The sequence below is a fragment of the Methylobacterium ajmalii genome (genome assembly GCF_016613415.1).
GTDB lineage: Bacteria > Pseudomonadota > Alphaproteobacteria > Rhizobiales > Beijerinckiaceae > Methylobacterium > Methylobacterium ajmalii.
This window is the reverse complement of the sequence record NZ_JACWCT010000071.1, coordinates 23,047-38,637: the sequence shown is the minus strand read 5'-3', so window position 1 is coordinate 38,637 and position 15,591 is coordinate 23,047. Positions and strand designations below refer to the sequence as shown.

At 71.5% G+C, this 15,591-nt stretch carries 11 protein-coding genes; 2 read left to right on the top strand and 9 right to left on the bottom strand.

Features of this window, described 5'->3' with window-relative positions:
* Positions 1-21: 21 nt before the first annotated feature.
* Both HPY23_RS13335 and HPY23_RS13330 read right to left on the bottom strand, forming a co-directional pair.
* A complete protein-coding gene (locus HPY23_RS13335) occupies positions 22-3,153 on the bottom strand; it encodes an efflux RND transporter permease subunit (RefSeq protein ID WP_091889625.1) in 3,132 nt (1,043 codons plus the stop codon).
* A 5-nt stretch (positions 3,154-3,158) separates the two neighbouring features.
* Positions 3,159-4,553: an efflux RND transporter periplasmic adaptor subunit gene (locus tag HPY23_RS13330; protein ID WP_289052723.1), complete on the bottom strand. Its 1,395-nt coding sequence runs from the start codon at positions 4,551-4,553 to the stop codon at positions 3,159-3,161.
* Positions 4,554-4,707: 154 nt separating this feature from the next.
* Here HPY23_RS13330 and HPY23_RS13325 point away from each other — a divergent pair, with 154 nt between their 5' ends.
* Positions 4,708-5,385 (top strand): response regulator transcription factor, encoded by a 678-nt coding sequence (locus HPY23_RS13325; RefSeq protein WP_091889624.1) that lies wholly within the window; start codon positions 4,708-4,710, stop codon positions 5,383-5,385.
* Positions 5,378-6,751, top strand: a complete 1,374-nt coding sequence (locus HPY23_RS13320) for a sensor histidine kinase (protein ID WP_091889622.1) — start codon at positions 5,378-5,380, stop codon at positions 6,749-6,751. The genes HPY23_RS13325 and HPY23_RS13320 overlap by 8 nt, the downstream gene beginning before the upstream one ends.
* Before the next feature lie 6 nt (positions 6,752-6,757).
* Here the strand turns inward: HPY23_RS13320 and HPY23_RS13315 are convergent, their stop codons facing one another.
* From HPY23_RS13315 to HPY23_RS13285, 7 genes are all read right to left on the bottom strand, one after another.
* Positions 6,758-8,116 carry a DUF2254 family protein gene (locus tag HPY23_RS13315; RefSeq protein WP_175540049.1) on the bottom strand — a complete coding sequence of 453 codons (1,359 nt, stop codon included), beginning with the start codon at positions 8,114-8,116 and terminating at the stop codon, positions 6,758-6,760.
* Positions 8,117-8,213: 97 nt separating this feature from the next.
* Positions 8,214-8,876 (bottom strand): glutathione S-transferase family protein, encoded by a 663-nt coding sequence (locus HPY23_RS13310; protein WP_091889618.1) that lies wholly within the window; start codon positions 8,874-8,876, stop codon positions 8,214-8,216.
* On the bottom strand, positions 8,873-10,096 hold the full coding sequence (locus HPY23_RS13305; protein WP_091889616.1) for an ABC transporter substrate-binding protein: 1,224 nt from the start codon (positions 10,094-10,096) through the stop codon (positions 8,873-8,875). Before HPY23_RS13305 ends, HPY23_RS13310 begins: the two co-directional genes overlap by 4 nt.
* A 353-nt stretch (positions 10,097-10,449) precedes the next feature.
* Positions 10,450-12,063: an acyl-CoA synthetase gene (locus HPY23_RS13300; protein WP_091889614.1), complete on the bottom strand. Its 1,614-nt coding sequence runs from the start codon at positions 12,061-12,063 to the stop codon at positions 10,450-10,452.
* Positions 12,064-12,388: 325 nt separating this feature from the next.
* Positions 12,389-13,213: a carbohydrate ABC transporter permease gene (locus HPY23_RS13295; protein ID WP_091889612.1), complete on the bottom strand. Its 825-nt coding sequence runs from the start codon at positions 13,211-13,213 to the stop codon at positions 12,389-12,391.
* Positions 13,210-14,148, bottom strand: coding sequence for a carbohydrate ABC transporter permease (locus HPY23_RS13290; RefSeq protein WP_060846094.1), 939 nt, complete (start codon positions 14,146-14,148; stop codon positions 13,210-13,212). Before HPY23_RS13290 ends, HPY23_RS13295 begins: the two co-directional genes overlap by 4 nt.
* A complete protein-coding gene (locus tag HPY23_RS13285; RefSeq protein ID WP_091889610.1) occupies positions 14,148-15,491 on the bottom strand; it encodes an ABC transporter substrate-binding protein in 1,344 nt (447 codons plus the stop codon). Before HPY23_RS13285 ends, HPY23_RS13290 begins: the two co-directional genes overlap by 1 nt.
* Positions 15,492-15,591: the final 100 nt, after the last annotated feature.

Genomic DNA, 15,591 nt, shown 5'->3' with positions numbered 1-15,591 from the left:
GCGCCGGCCGGCGCCCCGCGCTCACGCCTCCTCGGCCGCCCGTTCCCGCGCCCCCGACCTGCCCGTCCCGGCCGGCGGCGTGCCGAAGGGCAGGCGCAGCCGGGCGATGCAGGGATAGATCGTCGGCAGCACCACCAGGGTGAGGAGCGTCGCAGTGACGAGGCCGCCGATCACCACCGTGGCGAGCGGGCGCTGCACCTCGGCGCCGGCGCTGGTCGAGAGCGCCATCGGCAGGAAGCCGAGGGCCGCCACCAGGGCGGTGGTCATCACCGGGCGCAGGCGCATCTCGGCGGCCCGGGTCGCGGCCTCCTCCGGGTCGAGGCCGCTGCGCTCGAGGTCGCGGATGTAGCTCGTCAGCACGACGCCGTTCAGCACCGCGATGCCGAAGGTGGCGATGAAGCCGATCGCCGCCGAGACCGAGAACGGCAGCCCGCGCAGAGAGAGCGCCAGGATCCCTCCGGTCGCCGCCACCGGCACGTTGAGGAAGATCAGACCGGCGAGGCGGATGTCGCCGAACATCACCACCAGCAGCACCAGGATCGCCGCCATCGCGGCCGGCACCACCACGACGAGCCGCGCGGTCGTCTCCTGCAGGTTCTGGTACTGGCCGCTCCATTGCAGGGCGTAGCGCGGCGGCAGCGGCACCTGGGCGGCGACCGCCGCCTGCGCCTCCGCGACGAAGCTCTGGACGTCGCGCCCCCGGACGTTGGCCTGGACCGAGATGCGCCGCTGCAGCCGCTCGCGGCTGATCTGGGCCGGGCCGGTCTTCACGCTCACCGAGGCCACGAGGGAGAGCGGCACCTGGGCGCGGCCGTCGCGCCCCACCGGCAGGGCGCGGATGCGCTCGAGGTCGGCCCGGTCGTCGGGGCTGAGGCGTACCACGATGTCGGTGATGGCGTTGTCGTCCCGGTAGACGCTTCCCGCCATGCGCCCGCCGATCGCCTCGACGACGTCGAGCACGTCGCTGACCGCGACCCCGTAGCGGGCGGCCGCCGCCCGGTCGACCTGGATCGACAGGGCCGGCATCCCGGCCTGGGCCTCGGCCTTGACGTCGGCCGCCCCCGGCACCGCTCCGACCGCGCGCACGATCGCGTCGGCCTTGTCCTTCAGGACCGCGAGGTCGTCGCCGTAGAGGCTGATCGCGACGTCGCCGCGCACGCCCTCGATCAGGTCGTCCATCCGCATCTGGATCGGCTGCGAGAAGGCGTAGGCCACGCCCGGCACCTCCTCGCGCAGGCGCTTGTCGAAGGCGGCGACGAGGCCGTCCTGGGTCGTCGCGGTGGTCCAGGTCGCGGGGTCGGCGAGCGTGACGAAGCTGTCGGTCGATTCGACGCCCATCGGGTCGGTCGGGATCTCGGCGCTGCCGGTGAGCGAGACCACCCGCTTCACCTCCGGGAAGGACTTCAGCACCGTCTCGATTCGCCGCACCGCCTTCAGCGAGGCGTCGAGGTTGATGCCCGGCAGCTTCTCGGAGGTGAGCACGATCGAGCCCTCCGAGAGCTTGGGCAGGAACTCGCCGCCGAGCCGCGTCGCGAGCCAGCAACTGCCGCCGAACAACGCCAGGGTGAGGAGCACGGTGGCCCCGGCCCGGCGCTCGGCCAGCCGCAGCACCGGCGTGTAGAGCGCCCGCATGCCGTGGACGAGGCGGGTCTCGCGCTCGCCGATGCCGGGGCCCGCCAGCATCAGCGCGGCGAGCGCCGGCATCAGCGTCAGGGTGAGGACGAGCGAGCCGGCGAGCGCCAGGATCACCGTCAGCGCCATCGGCCGGAACATCTTGCCCGCCACCCCTTCGAGGGCGAGCACCGGCAGGTAGACCAGGATGATGATCGCCACCGCGAACAGGATGGGCTTGGCCACCTCCGCGGCGGCGTCGCGGATCACCGCGAAGGCCGGGCGGTCGGGATGCTCGCCGCGGGCACGCAGCACGTTCTCGACCATCACCACCGCGCCGTCGACGATGAGGCCGAAATCGATCGCGCCGAGGCTCATCAGGTTGCCCGACAGGCCGAGCACCCGCATGCCCGCGAAGGCCATCAGCATCGAGAGCGGGATCGCGGCGGCGACGACCAGGCCGGCCCGCAGGTTGCCGAGCAGCAGGAGCAGCACGACGACGACCAGCACCGCGCCCTCGACGAGGTTGTGCGCCACGGTGTGGATCGTGCGCTCGACCAGCGTCGAGCGGTCGTAATAGGGCACGATGGCGACGCCGGGCGGCAATTGCCCGCGCAGCTCCTCGATCGTCGCCTTCACCCGCGCCACCACGGCGCTGGCATTCTCGCCCTGCTGCATCATTGCGATGCCGACCACCGTCTCGCCGGCGGCGTCGTGGCTCACCGCGCCGAGGCGGACCTTGGGCGCCTCCACCACCTGGCCCAGGGTCGCCACCGTGACCGGCACGCCGCCGGGCCGCGTCGCCACCACGATGCCGGCGATGTCCTCCGGCCCCTTGGCGAGGCCGAGGCCCCGGATCACCTCCTGCTGGTCGTTGTGCTCCAGGTAGGCGCCACCGCGCGCCATGTTGTTCTCGGCGAGCGCGGCGTAGACCTGGGACAGGGTGACCCCGTAGCGGCGCAGGTTCTCGGCCGAGACCCGGACCTCGTAGGTCGGCAGCTGGCCGCCGTAGATGTTCACGTCGGCGATGCCGGGGGTCAGCTTCAGGCGCGGCGCGATCGTCCATTGCAGCAGGCGCTTGAGCTCCATCGGCGAGTAGGCCGGCCCGCGCAGCTCGAACTGGTAGATTTCGCCGAGGCCGGTCGCCATCGGGCCCATCTGCGGGTCGCCGACGCCCGCCGGCATCATCGCCTTCGCCTGGGGCAGGCGCTGGAAGACCTGGGCGCGGGCCTCCGCGAGCGGCACTCCGTCCTCGAAGGTGACGTAGACCGCCGAGACGCCGTAGCGCGAGGTCGAGCGCAGGCCGGTGAGGCCGGGCGCGCCCGCCATCGCGCTCTCGACCGGAAAGCTCACCAGCCGCTCGACCTCGAGCGGCCCGAGGCCCGGCGAGAGGGTGAGCACCATCACCTGCTTGGGCGAGATGTCGGGCACCGCGTCGATCGACAGCCCGCGCAGGTTGGCGAGGCCGCCGGCGGCGCCGGCGAGCGCGATCATCAGCACCAGCCAGCGGCGGCGCACGAGGAGGGCGAACCAGGTCTTCATCGGATTCAGTCCGTGGAACCGAGGAGGGCGCGCAGCAGGATCGCCTTGAGGCCGAAGCTGCCGGTCGTCGCCACGGTCTCGCCGGGCGAGAGCCCCGCCGTGACCTCGACCCAGTCGGCCCGCTGCACGCCCAGGGTGAGCGCGCGCTTCTCGAACCGGTCCTCGCCGGTGCGCACGAAGGCGACCGGGCCGTCCTCGGTCAGCTGCAGGGCGGCGGCCGGCATGGTCGTGCCGCTGCGGCCGAGATCGGCCGCGATCTCGACCGAGACGAACATGTTGGCCCGCAGCCGCCCGTCCGGGTTGGCGATCTCGATCCGGGCCGGTGCGGTGTTGCTCGCCGGGTCGATCGCGGCGTTGACCGATCGCACCCGCCCCTCGAAGACCGGGCGCTCGGGCACCGGGGCCGTCACGGTGGCGGTGTCGCCCGCCTTCACGGCGTCGATGTCGCGCCCGTAGAGGTTGGCAAGCACCAGGATCCGGCGCGGATCGGCCACCGTGAAGGCGTCGCTGCCGGTATCCACCACCTGGCCGAGGCTGAGCGCGGCGCTGGTGACGACCCCGTCGATCGGCGAGACGATGGCGCTGGTCTCCGGGCTCGCGCCGGGCTCCGGCGCCAGGCGGGCGACCTGCGCGGTGTAGAGCCCGACCCGGGCCCGGGCCGACGCGGTGGCGGCCTGCGCCTTGGCGAGATCGACCCGGCGCCGGTCGACCTCGGCCTGGGCGACGCCGCTCACCTTCATCAGGTCCTGGCCGCGGGTGAGGTTGAGGGCGGCGACTGCCTCGGTGGCCTGGGCCTCGGCGAGGCTCGCCTGCGCCTCGGCCAGCCCGTTGCGGGCCTCCAGCAGGCCGGCGGCGTCGAGGGTGGCGAGGGTCTGGCCCGCCCGCACCGCGTCGCCCGGCTGTACCGCGAGCGACAGCACGCGGCCCGCCGCCCGCGGCTTCAGGTGGGTGACGCGGCGCTCGTCGAAGGCGACGGTGCCGGGGGTGCGGACCGGCAGGACGATGCGCCGCGTCTCGACCGGCCCGAAGGCGAGACCGAGACGCTTCTGCCCGGCGGCGTTGAGGGTGACGAGGTTGGGATCCGTGGGCGCGTCCTTCTGGGTATCCTTCGCCGCATCCTGCTCGGCGGCCGGCGTGTCGAGGAGCGGCGCGAGCAGCGGGGCGAGGCGCGCCGGCACGAGAGGTGCGAGGAGGTCGCGCGCCGCATCGCGCTGCCACCAGCCGAGGCCGAGCACGCAAGTGACGGCGAGGAGGACGATCGCCCATCGCGACGGCCCGCCGCCCGGCCCCCGCCCCGACGGGCGTCGCCGCGCCGGCTGAACCGGTGCGGCGATCCGCCCGCGCGGAGCCTGGTCCTCGTCGCGGGCGAGGTGCACCGCCCTCTCCATCGTCACGCCCACGACCGCCCTCGCCTCTCCAGATTGGAACCGTTCCAGCACCTAGCGAGGGTGGTCCGGCCCGCCATTAAATTCGCGTTCATCGTGCGATTCCGCCGAGGATCGCGGTGCGGTTCGTGAGACAAGGCGTCGGGTTCACGCAGCGCGGCGAAGGACGGTGGCGAAGCTTCTGCTGATCGAGGACGATGCCGAGACGGCGACCGAGCTGCTCGGCGATTTGCGCGGGCGCGGCTACGCCGTCGACTGGGTCGCGACCGGGCCGGAGGGCGCGGCGCGCGCCCGGGCGGAGCCCTGGGACGCGATCATCCTCGACCGGATGCTGCCGGGCCTCGACGGGCTGAGCCTGCTGCGCGACCTGCGCGGGGCGGGCGACCGCACCCCCGCCCTGGTGCTCAGCGCGCTCGGCGACGTCGACGAGCGCATCCGCGGCCTGCGGGCGGGGGGCGACGACTACCTGGCCAAGCCCTTCGTCCTCGCCGAGCTCGCCGCCCGGATCGAGGCGCTGCTGCGCCGCCCGGCCGACACCCGCGAGACGCTGCTGCGGGTCGGCGACCTCGAGATCGACCTCATCGCCGGCACCGGCCGGCGCGGCGCCCGCGACCTCGACCTCTTGCCGCGGGAACTGAAGCTCCTCGAATACCTGATGCGCCGGCCCGGCCAGGTCATCACCCGGGCGCTGCTGTTCGAGGAGGTGTGGAACTACCGCTTCACCCCGAAATCCAACCTGATCGACGTCCATCTCGGCCGCCTGCGCCGCAAGCTCGAGGCGGAGGGCGAGGCGCCGCTGATCCACAACGTGCGCGGCATCGGCTTTGCCCTGATGCCCGATGCCTGACCTCTTCCGCTCCACCGGCTTTCGCTGGGCGCTCGGCATCGCCGCCTGGACCACCGTGATGGCGCTGACGATGTTCGCCTTCGTCTACTGGCAGACGGCGGACTTCATGCGCGAGGAACTGGCCGAGACCCTGCGGCTCGAGGTGCGCGCCGCGGCCGCCCAGCCGGCGGCGGCGACCGAGCGGGTCGAGACCTGGATCGCCATGGACCGGCACGCCACCCATTACGCCGGACTGTTCGGGCCCGACGGAACGCGGCACGCCGGCAACCTCGTCGCCCTGCCGGCCGCCCTGCCCCGGGACGGCGACGCCGCCCGGGTCGATGCCGTGCTCGATCTGAGCCAGGGACGCGTCGACGACGCGATCTGGGCCGCCGCCCTGGCGCTGCCCGACGGCGGCACTGTGGTGATCGCCCACGACACCGACGAGATCGACCGGGTGCGCACCACGACCCTGCGCGCCCTCGGCCTCGGCCTCGTGCCGATTCTGGTCCTGTCGGGGCTCGGCGGCCTGGTGCTCGCCGGCCGGGCGCGGCGGCGGCTCGCCACCACCGAGGTCGCGGTGGCGGAGGTGATGCGCGGCGATCTCGGCCGGCGCCTGCCGGTCGGCCGGGCCAACGACGAGTTCGACCGCCTCGCCGGCACGGTGAACCGGATGCTCGACGAGATCGAGCACCTCGTCCACGAGGTCCAGAGCGTCGGCGACGCGGTGGCGCACGACCTGCGCACGCCGCTCACCCGCCTGCGGGCCCGGCTGGAGCGCAGCCGCGAGCAGGCGACGAGCGTCGCCGAGCTGCACGCGGCCATCGACCAGGGCCTCGCCTGGATCGACCAGACGCTCGCCATGATCACCGCCGTCCTGCGGATCGGCGAGATCGAGCACGGGCGCCGCCGCGCCGGCTTCGCCCCCGTCGATCTCGGCGAGGTGGTGCGCGAGGCCGCCGAGTTCTTCGAGCCGGTGGCCGAGGACAAGGCCGTCGCGCTCGCGCTCGCGGTGGATTCCGGGCTGCCCCCGGTCGAGGGCGACCGCGACCTCCTGTTCGAGGCGGTCTCGAACCTGATCGACAACGCGGTGAAGTTCACCCCGGCCGGCGGCACGGTGCGGGTGGAGTTCGCCGCGAGCGAGGCCGGCCGCGCGGTCGTGGTCTCGGATACCGGACCGGGCATCCCGGAGGCCGAGCGGGCCCAGGTGTTTCGCCGCTTCTACCGGGCCGAGCCCGCCCGCCACACCCCGGGCCACGGCCTCGGTCTCGGCCTCGTCGCGGCGATCGCCCGGATGCACGGCTTCTCGGTCGCGGCCGATGCGGCGCCCGGCGGGGGCGCGCGCTTCACCCTGGTCTGCCCGGCAGGCCCGTCGCGCAGGACGTGAACGCCTTCACCCGCGCCCCGCCCCCTCCCGGCTCTCCTCGACGACGTGGGCCAGAATCTCCGACAGGCGCGCTGCCGCATCGGGGCGGCCGATCCGTCGGAAGGCGGCGATCAGGCCGGCGGCGTCCTCGCGCAGCATCCGGGTCGGCAGGTGGCTCGCCAGCGAGGGCGCCACGGTGGCGACGAGGCGGGCGACGCCGTGCTGCTGGGTCGCCGGCAGAACCGGCAGGCTGCGCGCCAGCGCGCGCAGGATCAGGGCGAGGCTCTGGTGCTGGCGCGATTCGGCCGCGGCGACGACCAGGCTCTCGATCGCGTCGAGAACCTGGTCCGGCAACCGGTCGCGATAGGCGATCCGGGACGAGGGCGCGCGCGGCACCGGCGCCGCCCAGTCGTGCAGCAGGCGCTGGAGGGCGTGGACCGCGATGGCCCCGACGGCCGGGTCCGAGCGGGCGGTCGAGATCGCGGTCCAGCCGATCGTGCCGATATGGTCGAGGCTGAAGGCCGGGTCGTGGGCGACGTCGCGCTGGTCCTCGATGGCGAGGGCGGCGCCCACCGCCTCGACCAGGGCCGGATCGGCGGGGCCGCCGACGACGACCGCGACCGCCCCGCCCGGCGGCACGAAGCCGCCGACGGGGAGCGTCAGGACGAGATGCCGTCCCGGATGCGCCTCCAGGGCGCGGGTGAGCCCGCCGACGTCGATCCGCGTCAGGTAGCCTCCGGTCGCGGCGAGGACCGGGATGCCGTCGCCGGGCGGGCCGGACGGCTCGGCGGTCGCGGCGAGCAGCGGCAGCTGGCGCGCTCGCGCCGCGACCGCGGCCTCGCGGATCGTCGCGATGGCGGTGACGGGCCGGGTCTGGTCGATGGTGGTGTAGATCAGCACCACCAGGGCGACGAGGGAGACGGCGCCGAGCAGCGTCGAGATCATCACCCCCAGCACCGGTGCCGTGGTGTGGGTGGTCTGGACCAGGGTGATGAGGACGAACAGCGACACGCCGACGAAGAAGCCGAACCAGGCGCTGTTGGCGCGCCGGCGCAGGTAATGGTCGACGATCTGCGAGTTGAGGGTGGCGGCGCCCTGCTGCACCGCCAGCAGCAGGATCGAGAAGGTGATCGAGGTGACGCTGATCAGGCTGCCGGCGATGGTCGACAGCATGCTGATCGCCGACTGGGTGTCGCCGACATACTGGCTGAGGAAGGTGCGCAACGGCCCCCACCCCTCCCGCGGCCCGGCGGTGTTGTCGATCCGGTCGATCGTGTGGGCGAGCACCACGAAGCCGAGCACGATCACGACCGGCAGGCCGAGGAATTCCGAGAACGAGCGCCTGAGGCCGGACAGGGCGCGCGGCGTCGCGAGGCGCGCGGTCATGCGGGCGCTCCTCCGCCCGTGCATCGTCCCGTCATGAGAACCCCCCCGTCGTGCTCGGCGGGGATCTGGGGCGTTTCCCTACGGCATCAATCCGCGATCACCCCCCGAGCGGCGAGGGCACCGGCGACACCCCCTGCGCCCCGGCCGCCCGCCGCTCGGCCGCGAGCGCCCGGGCGTAGGACGGCTCGGCCTGCAATCCGGCCCAGTACGTCTTGGCGAAGTCCGGCAGCTGCTCGCCGAGGCCCGCGAACTCGGCCAGCATCAGGGCGTAGCCGACCGAGATGTCGGCGGCGGTGAAGCGCCCGGCGGCAATGAATGGGCGCTCGCCCAGCACCGCGCCGAAGCCCTTCAGCCGCGACAGGAACCAGCGCGAATAATCCTCGACGAGGCCGGGGTTGCGCCGCTCCGGCGGCTCGAACCGGCCGTAACGCAGCACCAGGGTCTGCGGGAAGGTCAGCGTCGCCTCGCCGAAATGCAGCGCGTTGAGGTAGCGGCCGTAATCCGGCTCGTCGGGCCGCACCCCGAGCCCGCCGGCGCCGTGGCGCGCCGCCAGGTATTCGCAGATCGCCGCCGATTCGGTCATCCGCACCTCGCCGTCCTCGAGGAGCGGGATCGTCCCGAGGGGATTGAGGGCGAAATACTCCTTGGCGTGGACCCGCGGCGGGAACGGCAGCATCGCCAGTTCGTAGGGCAGGCCCAGTGCCTCCAGGGCCCAGAGCGGCCGGAACGAGCGGGCGCCGACGCAGTGATGCAGCTTCATCTCGTCACCAACGGGCAGTTGCCGGCCTTCAGCGGACGGAAGGCCTGGTCGGCGGGAATCGTCGAGACCAGGCGGTAATAGTCCCACGGGCCCTTCGACTCGGACGGCTTCTTGACCTCGAACAGGTACATCGGGTGGGTCACCCGCCCGTCGGCCCGCACCTCGGAGCGGCCGAAGAGCGGGTCCTCCGCCGGCACCCGGCGCATCTCGGCGGTCACCGTCGCGGGGTCCTTGCTGCCGGTCGCCTTCACGGCCTTGAGGTAGTGCATCATGCCGGAATAGACGCCGGCCTGGACCATGGTCGGCATCCGGCCCTTGTGGCGCTCGGCGAAGCGCCGCGACCAGGCGCGGGTGCCGTCGTTGAGGTCCCAGTAGAAGGCTTCCGTCAGTACCAGCCCCTGCGCCACCTTGAGGCCGAGGGAATGCACGTCGCTCAGGAAGACCAGGAGGCCGGCGAGGCGCTGCCCGCCCTCCGCGACGCCGAACTCGGCGCCCTGCTTGATGGTGTTGATGGTGTCGCTGCCGGCATTGGCGAGCCCGACGACCTTGGCCTTCGAGCCCTGCGCCTGGATCAGGAACGAGGAGAAATCGTTGGCCGCCACCGGGTGGCGGACCGACCCCAGCACCTTGCCGCCGTTGCGCTCCACCACCTCCGACACGTCGCGCTCCAGCGCCTTGCCGAAGGCGTAGTCGGCGGTGATGAAGAACCAGGTGTCGCCGCCACTCCGCACCATCGCCCCGCCGGTGCCGTTGGCGAGCGCCCAGGTGTCGTAGGTCCAGTGGATGGTGTTGGGCGAGCAGAGCGCCCCGGTGATCTCCGAGGCGCCCGCCCCCGAATTGATCATCAGCCGGTTCTTCTCGCGCACGATCTGGTGCACGGCGAGCGCCACCGAGGAGAACGGCACGTCCAGCACCACGTCGAGGTCGTCGCGGTCGATCCACTGGCGCACGATGCCGGCGCCGACATCCGGCTTGTTCTGATGGTCGGCCGACAGGACCCGGATGTCGAAGTCCGGGTTCTGCGCCTTGAAGTCGGCCGCCGCCATCTCGGCCGCCACCACCGAGCCTTCGCCGGCGAGGTCCGAATAGGGCCCGGCGCGGTCGTTGAGCACGCCGAGGGTGACGCGGGTGGAGGCGGCCTGGGCCTCGGCGAGGCAGAGGAGCGAGGCGGCGGCGAGCGCCAGCCATCGTGTCGATCGGCGAAAGGTGGATGTCGGCATGGTGTCCTCCCGGTTTCGTGATGGCATCCGGTCGTTGGTCGCCGGATATTCCTTTGGATCTCCATCGTCATCCTGGGGCCGCGCAGCGAAATCCAGGATGGCGGCGTGTGTCTGAGAGCCTGATTGCTCGATTCAGGCCATCAATCCCACCCGCGACCTCATCCTGAGGTGTCATTCCATCGCAGATGGACTGACCTCGAAGGAGGGCTCCAGGGGTCTCAGCGCTTCCTGGAGCCCTCCTTCGAGGTCAGCCGATTTTCAATCGGCTAACGCCTCAGGATGAGGTCGCGGATGGGAGGCAGAATTCTCATGTTAGCTTCTGATATGGAGCGATCATGAGGCCGGGACGATCGTCACACCCCTCCCCGCTCCCGCAACGCCCGCCGGATGATCTTGCCGGTCGCGGTCATCGGCAGTTCCTCCACGAAGGCGACGTGGCGCGGGTATTCGTGGGCGGCGAGCCGGGTGCGGACGAAGTCCTGGATCGCGCGGGCCAGTTCCGGCGTGCCCGCGACGCCCTCCTTGAGCACGATGAAGGCCTTCACCGCCTCGGTCCGCACCGGGTCCGGCACGCCGACGACCCCGCAGAGCGCGACGGCGGGGTGGCGCAGCAGGCAATCCTCGATCTCGCCGGGGCCGATCCGGTAGCCCGACGAGGTGATGACGTCGTCGTCGCGGCCGACGAACCACAGGAAGCCATCCGGGTCGCGCCGGCCGAGATCGCCGGTGATCAGCCACTCGCCGATGAATTTTCTCTCGATCGCCTCGGGGTTGCGCCAGTAGCCGAGAAACATCACAGGATCGGGCCGGCGCACCGCGATGTGGCCGGTGGTGCCGTCCAGCACCTCGTGGCCCTCCCCGTCGACGATGCGGACGTCGTGGCCCGGCACCGGCTTGCCCATGGCGCCGGGCCGGGCCGGGAACAGGTCGGAGCAGGAGGAGACGACGAGGTTGCACTCGGTCTGGCCGTAGAACTCGTTGACCGGCACGCCGAGCACCGCCTCGCCCCAGGCCAGCATCTCGGTGCCCAGGCTCTCGCCGCCGCTGCCGACGGAGCGCAGGTTCAGGCCCGGATAGGGCGTCGTGCGGGTCTGGCGCATCAGCTTCATGGCGGTGGGCGGCAGGAAGACGTTCCTCACCCCCTGCTCGGCCATCAGCCGGAACGCTCCTTCCGGATCGAATTTCTTGGCGCGGTGCGAGACGACCGGCACGCCGTGATGCAGCGCCGGCAGCAGCACGTCGAGGAGGCCGCCGATCCAGGCCCAGTCGGCGGGAGTCCAGTACCGGTCGCCGGGCTGCGGCAGGAAGCGCTGGGGCATCTCGACCCCCGGCAGGTGGCCGAGCAGCACCCGGTGGGCGTGGAGCGCCCCCTTCGGGTCGCCGGTGGTGCCGGAGGTGTAGATGATCACGGCCGGGTCGTCGGCCGCGGTGTCGACCGGGGTGAAGGCATCGGAGGCCCGCCCGCACAGGGCATGGAAATCCTCCGCGCCCTCGCCTGCGCCGTCGATGCAGTAGACCCGCTCCAGGCCGGGCAGCGCGTCGCGGATGCCGGCGATGAGCGCGGCGCCGGCCCGGTCGGTGACCACGGCCCTGGCGCCGCTGTTGCCGAGGCGGTAGGCGAGCGCGTCGGGCCCGAACAGCACGAAGAGCGGGATGGTGATCAGCCCGGCCCGGAAACCGGTGATGTGCGCCACCGCCGTCTCGGGCGCCTGCGGCAGCAGCACGCCGATCCGGTCGCCGCGAGCGAGCCCGTGCGCCGCCAGAACGTTGGCGAAGCGGTTCGACCAGCGCCGCAGGTCGTCGAAGCCGTAGCGCCGCACGGCGCCGTCTTGGTCGAGGTGGATCAGCGCGAGCGGGTTTCCGGGGGCGTGCCGGTCGCAGACGTCGGTGCCGATGTTGTAGCGGGCCGGAATCCGCCAGCGGAAGTTGTCGAGGAGGTCGGCGTAGGTGTCCGCGCGCTGCAGCATCGGCGTGTTCCACCCGTAATTCTCACGCGGACCGTTCGGCGATCCTTGGATTGAAACGATCGTTCATTCGTTTTTGAGTGTCAACATGGGGGCTGGATCGGCGGCGGGTATGGGTGGACCAAGGCGCGCCATGACGACCGTCACTGCGTCCCACCCACGACCTCATCCTGAGGTGTTAGCCGATCTTCGATCGGCTGACCTCGAAGGAGGGTTCCAGGGATCGCACAGTTTTCTGGAAGCCTCCTTCGAGGTCAGTCCATCTCGATGGACTGACGCCTCAGGATGAGGTCGCGAGTGGGGGGAATGGGACATCGACGATGTCGCCTCACCCCCCCTTCACCGCCCCCGCCGTCAGCCCGGCGACGATCTGGCGCTGGGCGAACACCGTCAGCACCAGCACCGGCAGGGTGACGATGAGGGCGGCGGCTGCGAGCGGGCCCCAGCTCAGCTGGTCGAACGAGATCATGTTGTAGACCGCCACCGGCAGGGTCCGGGTCTCGCGTCCGGCGAGCACGATGCCGAAGACGAAGTTGTTCCAGGAGAAGATCACCGCCAGGATCATCGCGACGGCGATGCCGGGCCTGGCGATCGGCAGCGCCACGTAGCGAAACACCTGCCAGCGGCTGGCGCCGTCGATGACCGCCGCCTCCTCCAGCTCCATCGGCGTGGTCTCGAAGTAGCCGATCATGATCCAGATCACGATCGGCACCGTGACGACGAGGTGGATGATGATCTGCGGCCACAGCGTCCCGAGCAGCCCGAGCCACTGGAACAGCAGGAAGAGCGGGATGAGGTACGACAGGCCCGGGGTGATGCGGGCGACCAGGATCACCACCGCGGCCTTCGCCGCCTTCATCCGGGCGATGCCGTAACCGGCCGGCACCCCGACGAGGAGCGCGAGCCCCGTCGCCGTGCCCGTCACCAGCAGGCTGTTGAGGAAGTAGGTCGAGAACCGGTTCGATTCGAGGACGTCGATGTAGTTCTTCCAGGCGAAGCGCTCGGGAATCAGCACCGGCGGATAGGCGGCGTTGTCGATCTCGTACTTGACCGAGAGCGACAGCATCCAGACGAAGAACAGGATCACCGGCGAGACGATGACCAGGACGGCGAAGAGCAGGGCGGCCTGCCGGAGAAGCCAGCGGACATTCATGCCACCGCTCCCTGCGTGCGCTTGCGGACCACCAGCAGGGCGGCGGCGAGCGCGATGATGAGCAGGAAGAACACCACGGCGATCGCCGACCCGTAGCCGACGTCGTAGTAGGCGAAGGCGACGCTGTAGAGGTAGATGTTGATCGTCTCGGACGCGGTGCCGGGTCCCCCTTGAGTGATCGCGAAGATGATGTCGAAGCTCTTCACCGCATCGATCATCCGGATCATCGCGGCGACGAACAGGAAGGGTGCGACCAGCGGCAGGGTGATGTGGCGAAATACCTGCCAGAGCGAGGCGCCGTCGATCTGCGCGCTCTCGTAGGGCTCGGTGGGAAGCGCCGCGAGGCCGCCGAGCACGATCAGCATCACGAGGGGCGTCCATTGCCAGGTCTCGACCAGCACCAGCGACGGGATCACGGTCGCCGGGTGAAAGACCCAGAGCTGTGGCGGGATGCCGACCAGCGAGAGCAGGTAGTTCAGCACCCCGAGCTGGGGGTGGAACATCATGGTCCAGACGAGCGCGATGGCCACCGGCGTCGCCATCATCGGCAGGATGAACACCCCGCGCAGGAAGCCGCGCAGGGGGAAGCGGGCGTGGAACACGCAGGCCGCCAGCGTGCCGAGGATCAGCGGCAGCACCACCGAGAGCGCGGTGTAGACCAGCGTCTGCCACACCGCGTCGAGGAAGCGCGGATCGGTGGGCAACCGCGCGTAGTTCGACAGGCCGACGAAGGCCGGCGCCGCACCGACCTTCCATTCGTGCAGGCTCATCCACAGGGTGAAGGCCCAGGGAAACACGATCACCCCGACGACGACGACGAGGGCCGGCACCACGAAGGGCCAGTAGCCCGGCGGCTGCCAGCGGGCGGCCGGCACCTCGGCGGGCGCCAGTTCCTCGGTCGGGGCGACCGGTGGCGCGAGGCCGGCCCGGGCCATCAGGCCTTCTCGCTGCGCTCGAGGATCGGGCGGTACTGCTCGGCCGCCTTCTTCAGCTCGGCTGCCGGGTCGGCCCCCGACAGGGTGGCGGTGACGGCGGAGCCGACGATGTCGCGGAACTCCGCCACCGGCACCACGACCGGCAGGCCGAGCTTGCTGATCTTGGCTGAGCCGATCGCCGAATCGAGCCACTCGCGCGGCATCTTCACGCCCTGCTGGACCTCGGCGTCTCCGAGGATCGAGTCGCGGAACGGCACGCCGCCGCCGGCCTGGAGCAGGCGCGCGCCCATCAGCTTCGAGACCGCCCACTGGCAGTAGAGGTAGCCCGCCTCCTTCTTCGAGCTGGCCGCCGCCACCCCGATGCCGTCGCCGTAGGTGGCCGCCGCGTGGTCCGCCGGCCCCTTCGGCACCACCGCGTAGCCGACCTTGCCGACGACCCGCGACGCATTGGGGTCCTCCAGCGGCGGGGCCCAGCCGACGCCGTCGAGCCACATCGCGGCGCGGCCCTGCGTGAAGGCCGCCATCGACTCCATCCAGTTGAAGCCGACGACGCCGGGCGGCGCGGTCTTGGTCAGCAGCCGCTGGTAGAGCCTGGTCGCCTCGACCGCCTCCGGGCCGTCGATCAGCAGGTTGCCCTTGTCGTCGAGGAAGCGGCCGCCATAGGCGAGGAAGAACGCGCCCCACAATGCCATGTTGGCGTTGCGCAGGCCCCGGCCGACGAAGCCGTAGGTGCCGGCCTTCGGGTCGGTCAGCGTCTCGGCCGCCCGCATCATCTCGTCGAAGGTCGTCGGGAACGCGACGTTCTTCTTCTGGAAGAGTTCCTTGTTCCAGTACAGGATGAAGTAGTCGACCGAGAGCGGCAGCGAACGCATCTCGCCGTTCGGGGTCTTGGCGTAGAGAAGGCCGGCCGAGCTGAAATCGGCCTCCTTCAGGGAGGGCTCGGTCAGGGCCGGGTCCTTCATGAACCCGGTGAGGTCGGCGAGCCAGCCGGCCTTGTCGAACTGGCGCTTCTGGACGTGGTAGCTCAGATGCACCACGTCGAAGCTCGGCCGGCCCGAGGTCAGCTCGATGACGATCTTCTGGCGTTGCTGCTGCTCGGGGATCACCTCGGAGGAGACCTTGATCCCGGTGAGCGCCGTGAACTCGGCGGCGCTGCGGTGGAGCAGGTCGCCGCGCGGCCCCTTGATCAGGTTGACCTCGAGGGAGGTGCCGGCGTGGCGCTTCCAGTCCACCGCCGCGAAGGCCGGCCGGATGCCCAGGGATCCCCCGCCCATCACGCCGAGACCGACCGCGGCGGCGCCGGACGCCAGGAGGCTGCGACGGCTCGGGCCGCCGCGAGACATCTCGCTCATCGTTTCCACCCTTGCGATTCCGCCCGGATCTGGCGCCGGGCTGGTTCGGGGCGGGGCCGGTCTTCCGGTCCCCGAGGCGCTGCGCCGCGTG

Excerpts from the sequence above, each read along its gene's own strand:
- HPY23_RS13335 (WP_091889625.1), bottom strand. The coding sequence starts at position 3,153 with ATGAAGACCTGGTTCGCCCTCCTCGTGCGCCGCCGCTGGCTGGTGCTG.
- HPY23_RS13320 (WP_091889622.1), top strand. The coding sequence starts at position 5,378 with ATGCCTGACCTCTTCCGCTCCACCGGCTTTCGCTGGGCGCTCGGCATC.
- HPY23_RS13315 (WP_175540049.1), bottom strand. The coding sequence starts at position 8,116 with ATGACCGCGCGCCTCGCGACGCCGCGCGCCCTGTCCGGCCTCAGGCGC.
- HPY23_RS13310 (WP_091889618.1), bottom strand. The coding sequence starts at position 8,876 with ATGAAGCTGCATCACTGCGTCGGCGCCCGCTCGTTCCGGCCGCTCTGG.
- HPY23_RS13305 (WP_091889616.1), bottom strand. The coding sequence starts at position 10,096 with ATGCCGACATCCACCTTTCGCCGATCGACACGATGGCTGGCGCTCGCC.
- HPY23_RS13300 (WP_091889614.1), bottom strand. The coding sequence starts at position 12,063 with ATGCTGCAGCGCGCGGACACCTACGCCGACCTCCTCGACAACTTCCGC.
- HPY23_RS13295 (WP_091889612.1), bottom strand. The coding sequence starts at position 13,213 with ATGAATGTCCGCTGGCTTCTCCGGCAGGCCGCCCTGCTCTTCGCCGTC.
- HPY23_RS13290 (WP_060846094.1), bottom strand. The coding sequence starts at position 14,148 with ATGGCCCGGGCCGGCCTCGCGCCACCGGTCGCCCCGACCGAGGAACTG.
- HPY23_RS13285 (WP_091889610.1), bottom strand. The coding sequence starts at position 15,491 with ATGTCTCGCGGCGGCCCGAGCCGTCGCAGCCTCCTGGCGTCCGGCGCC.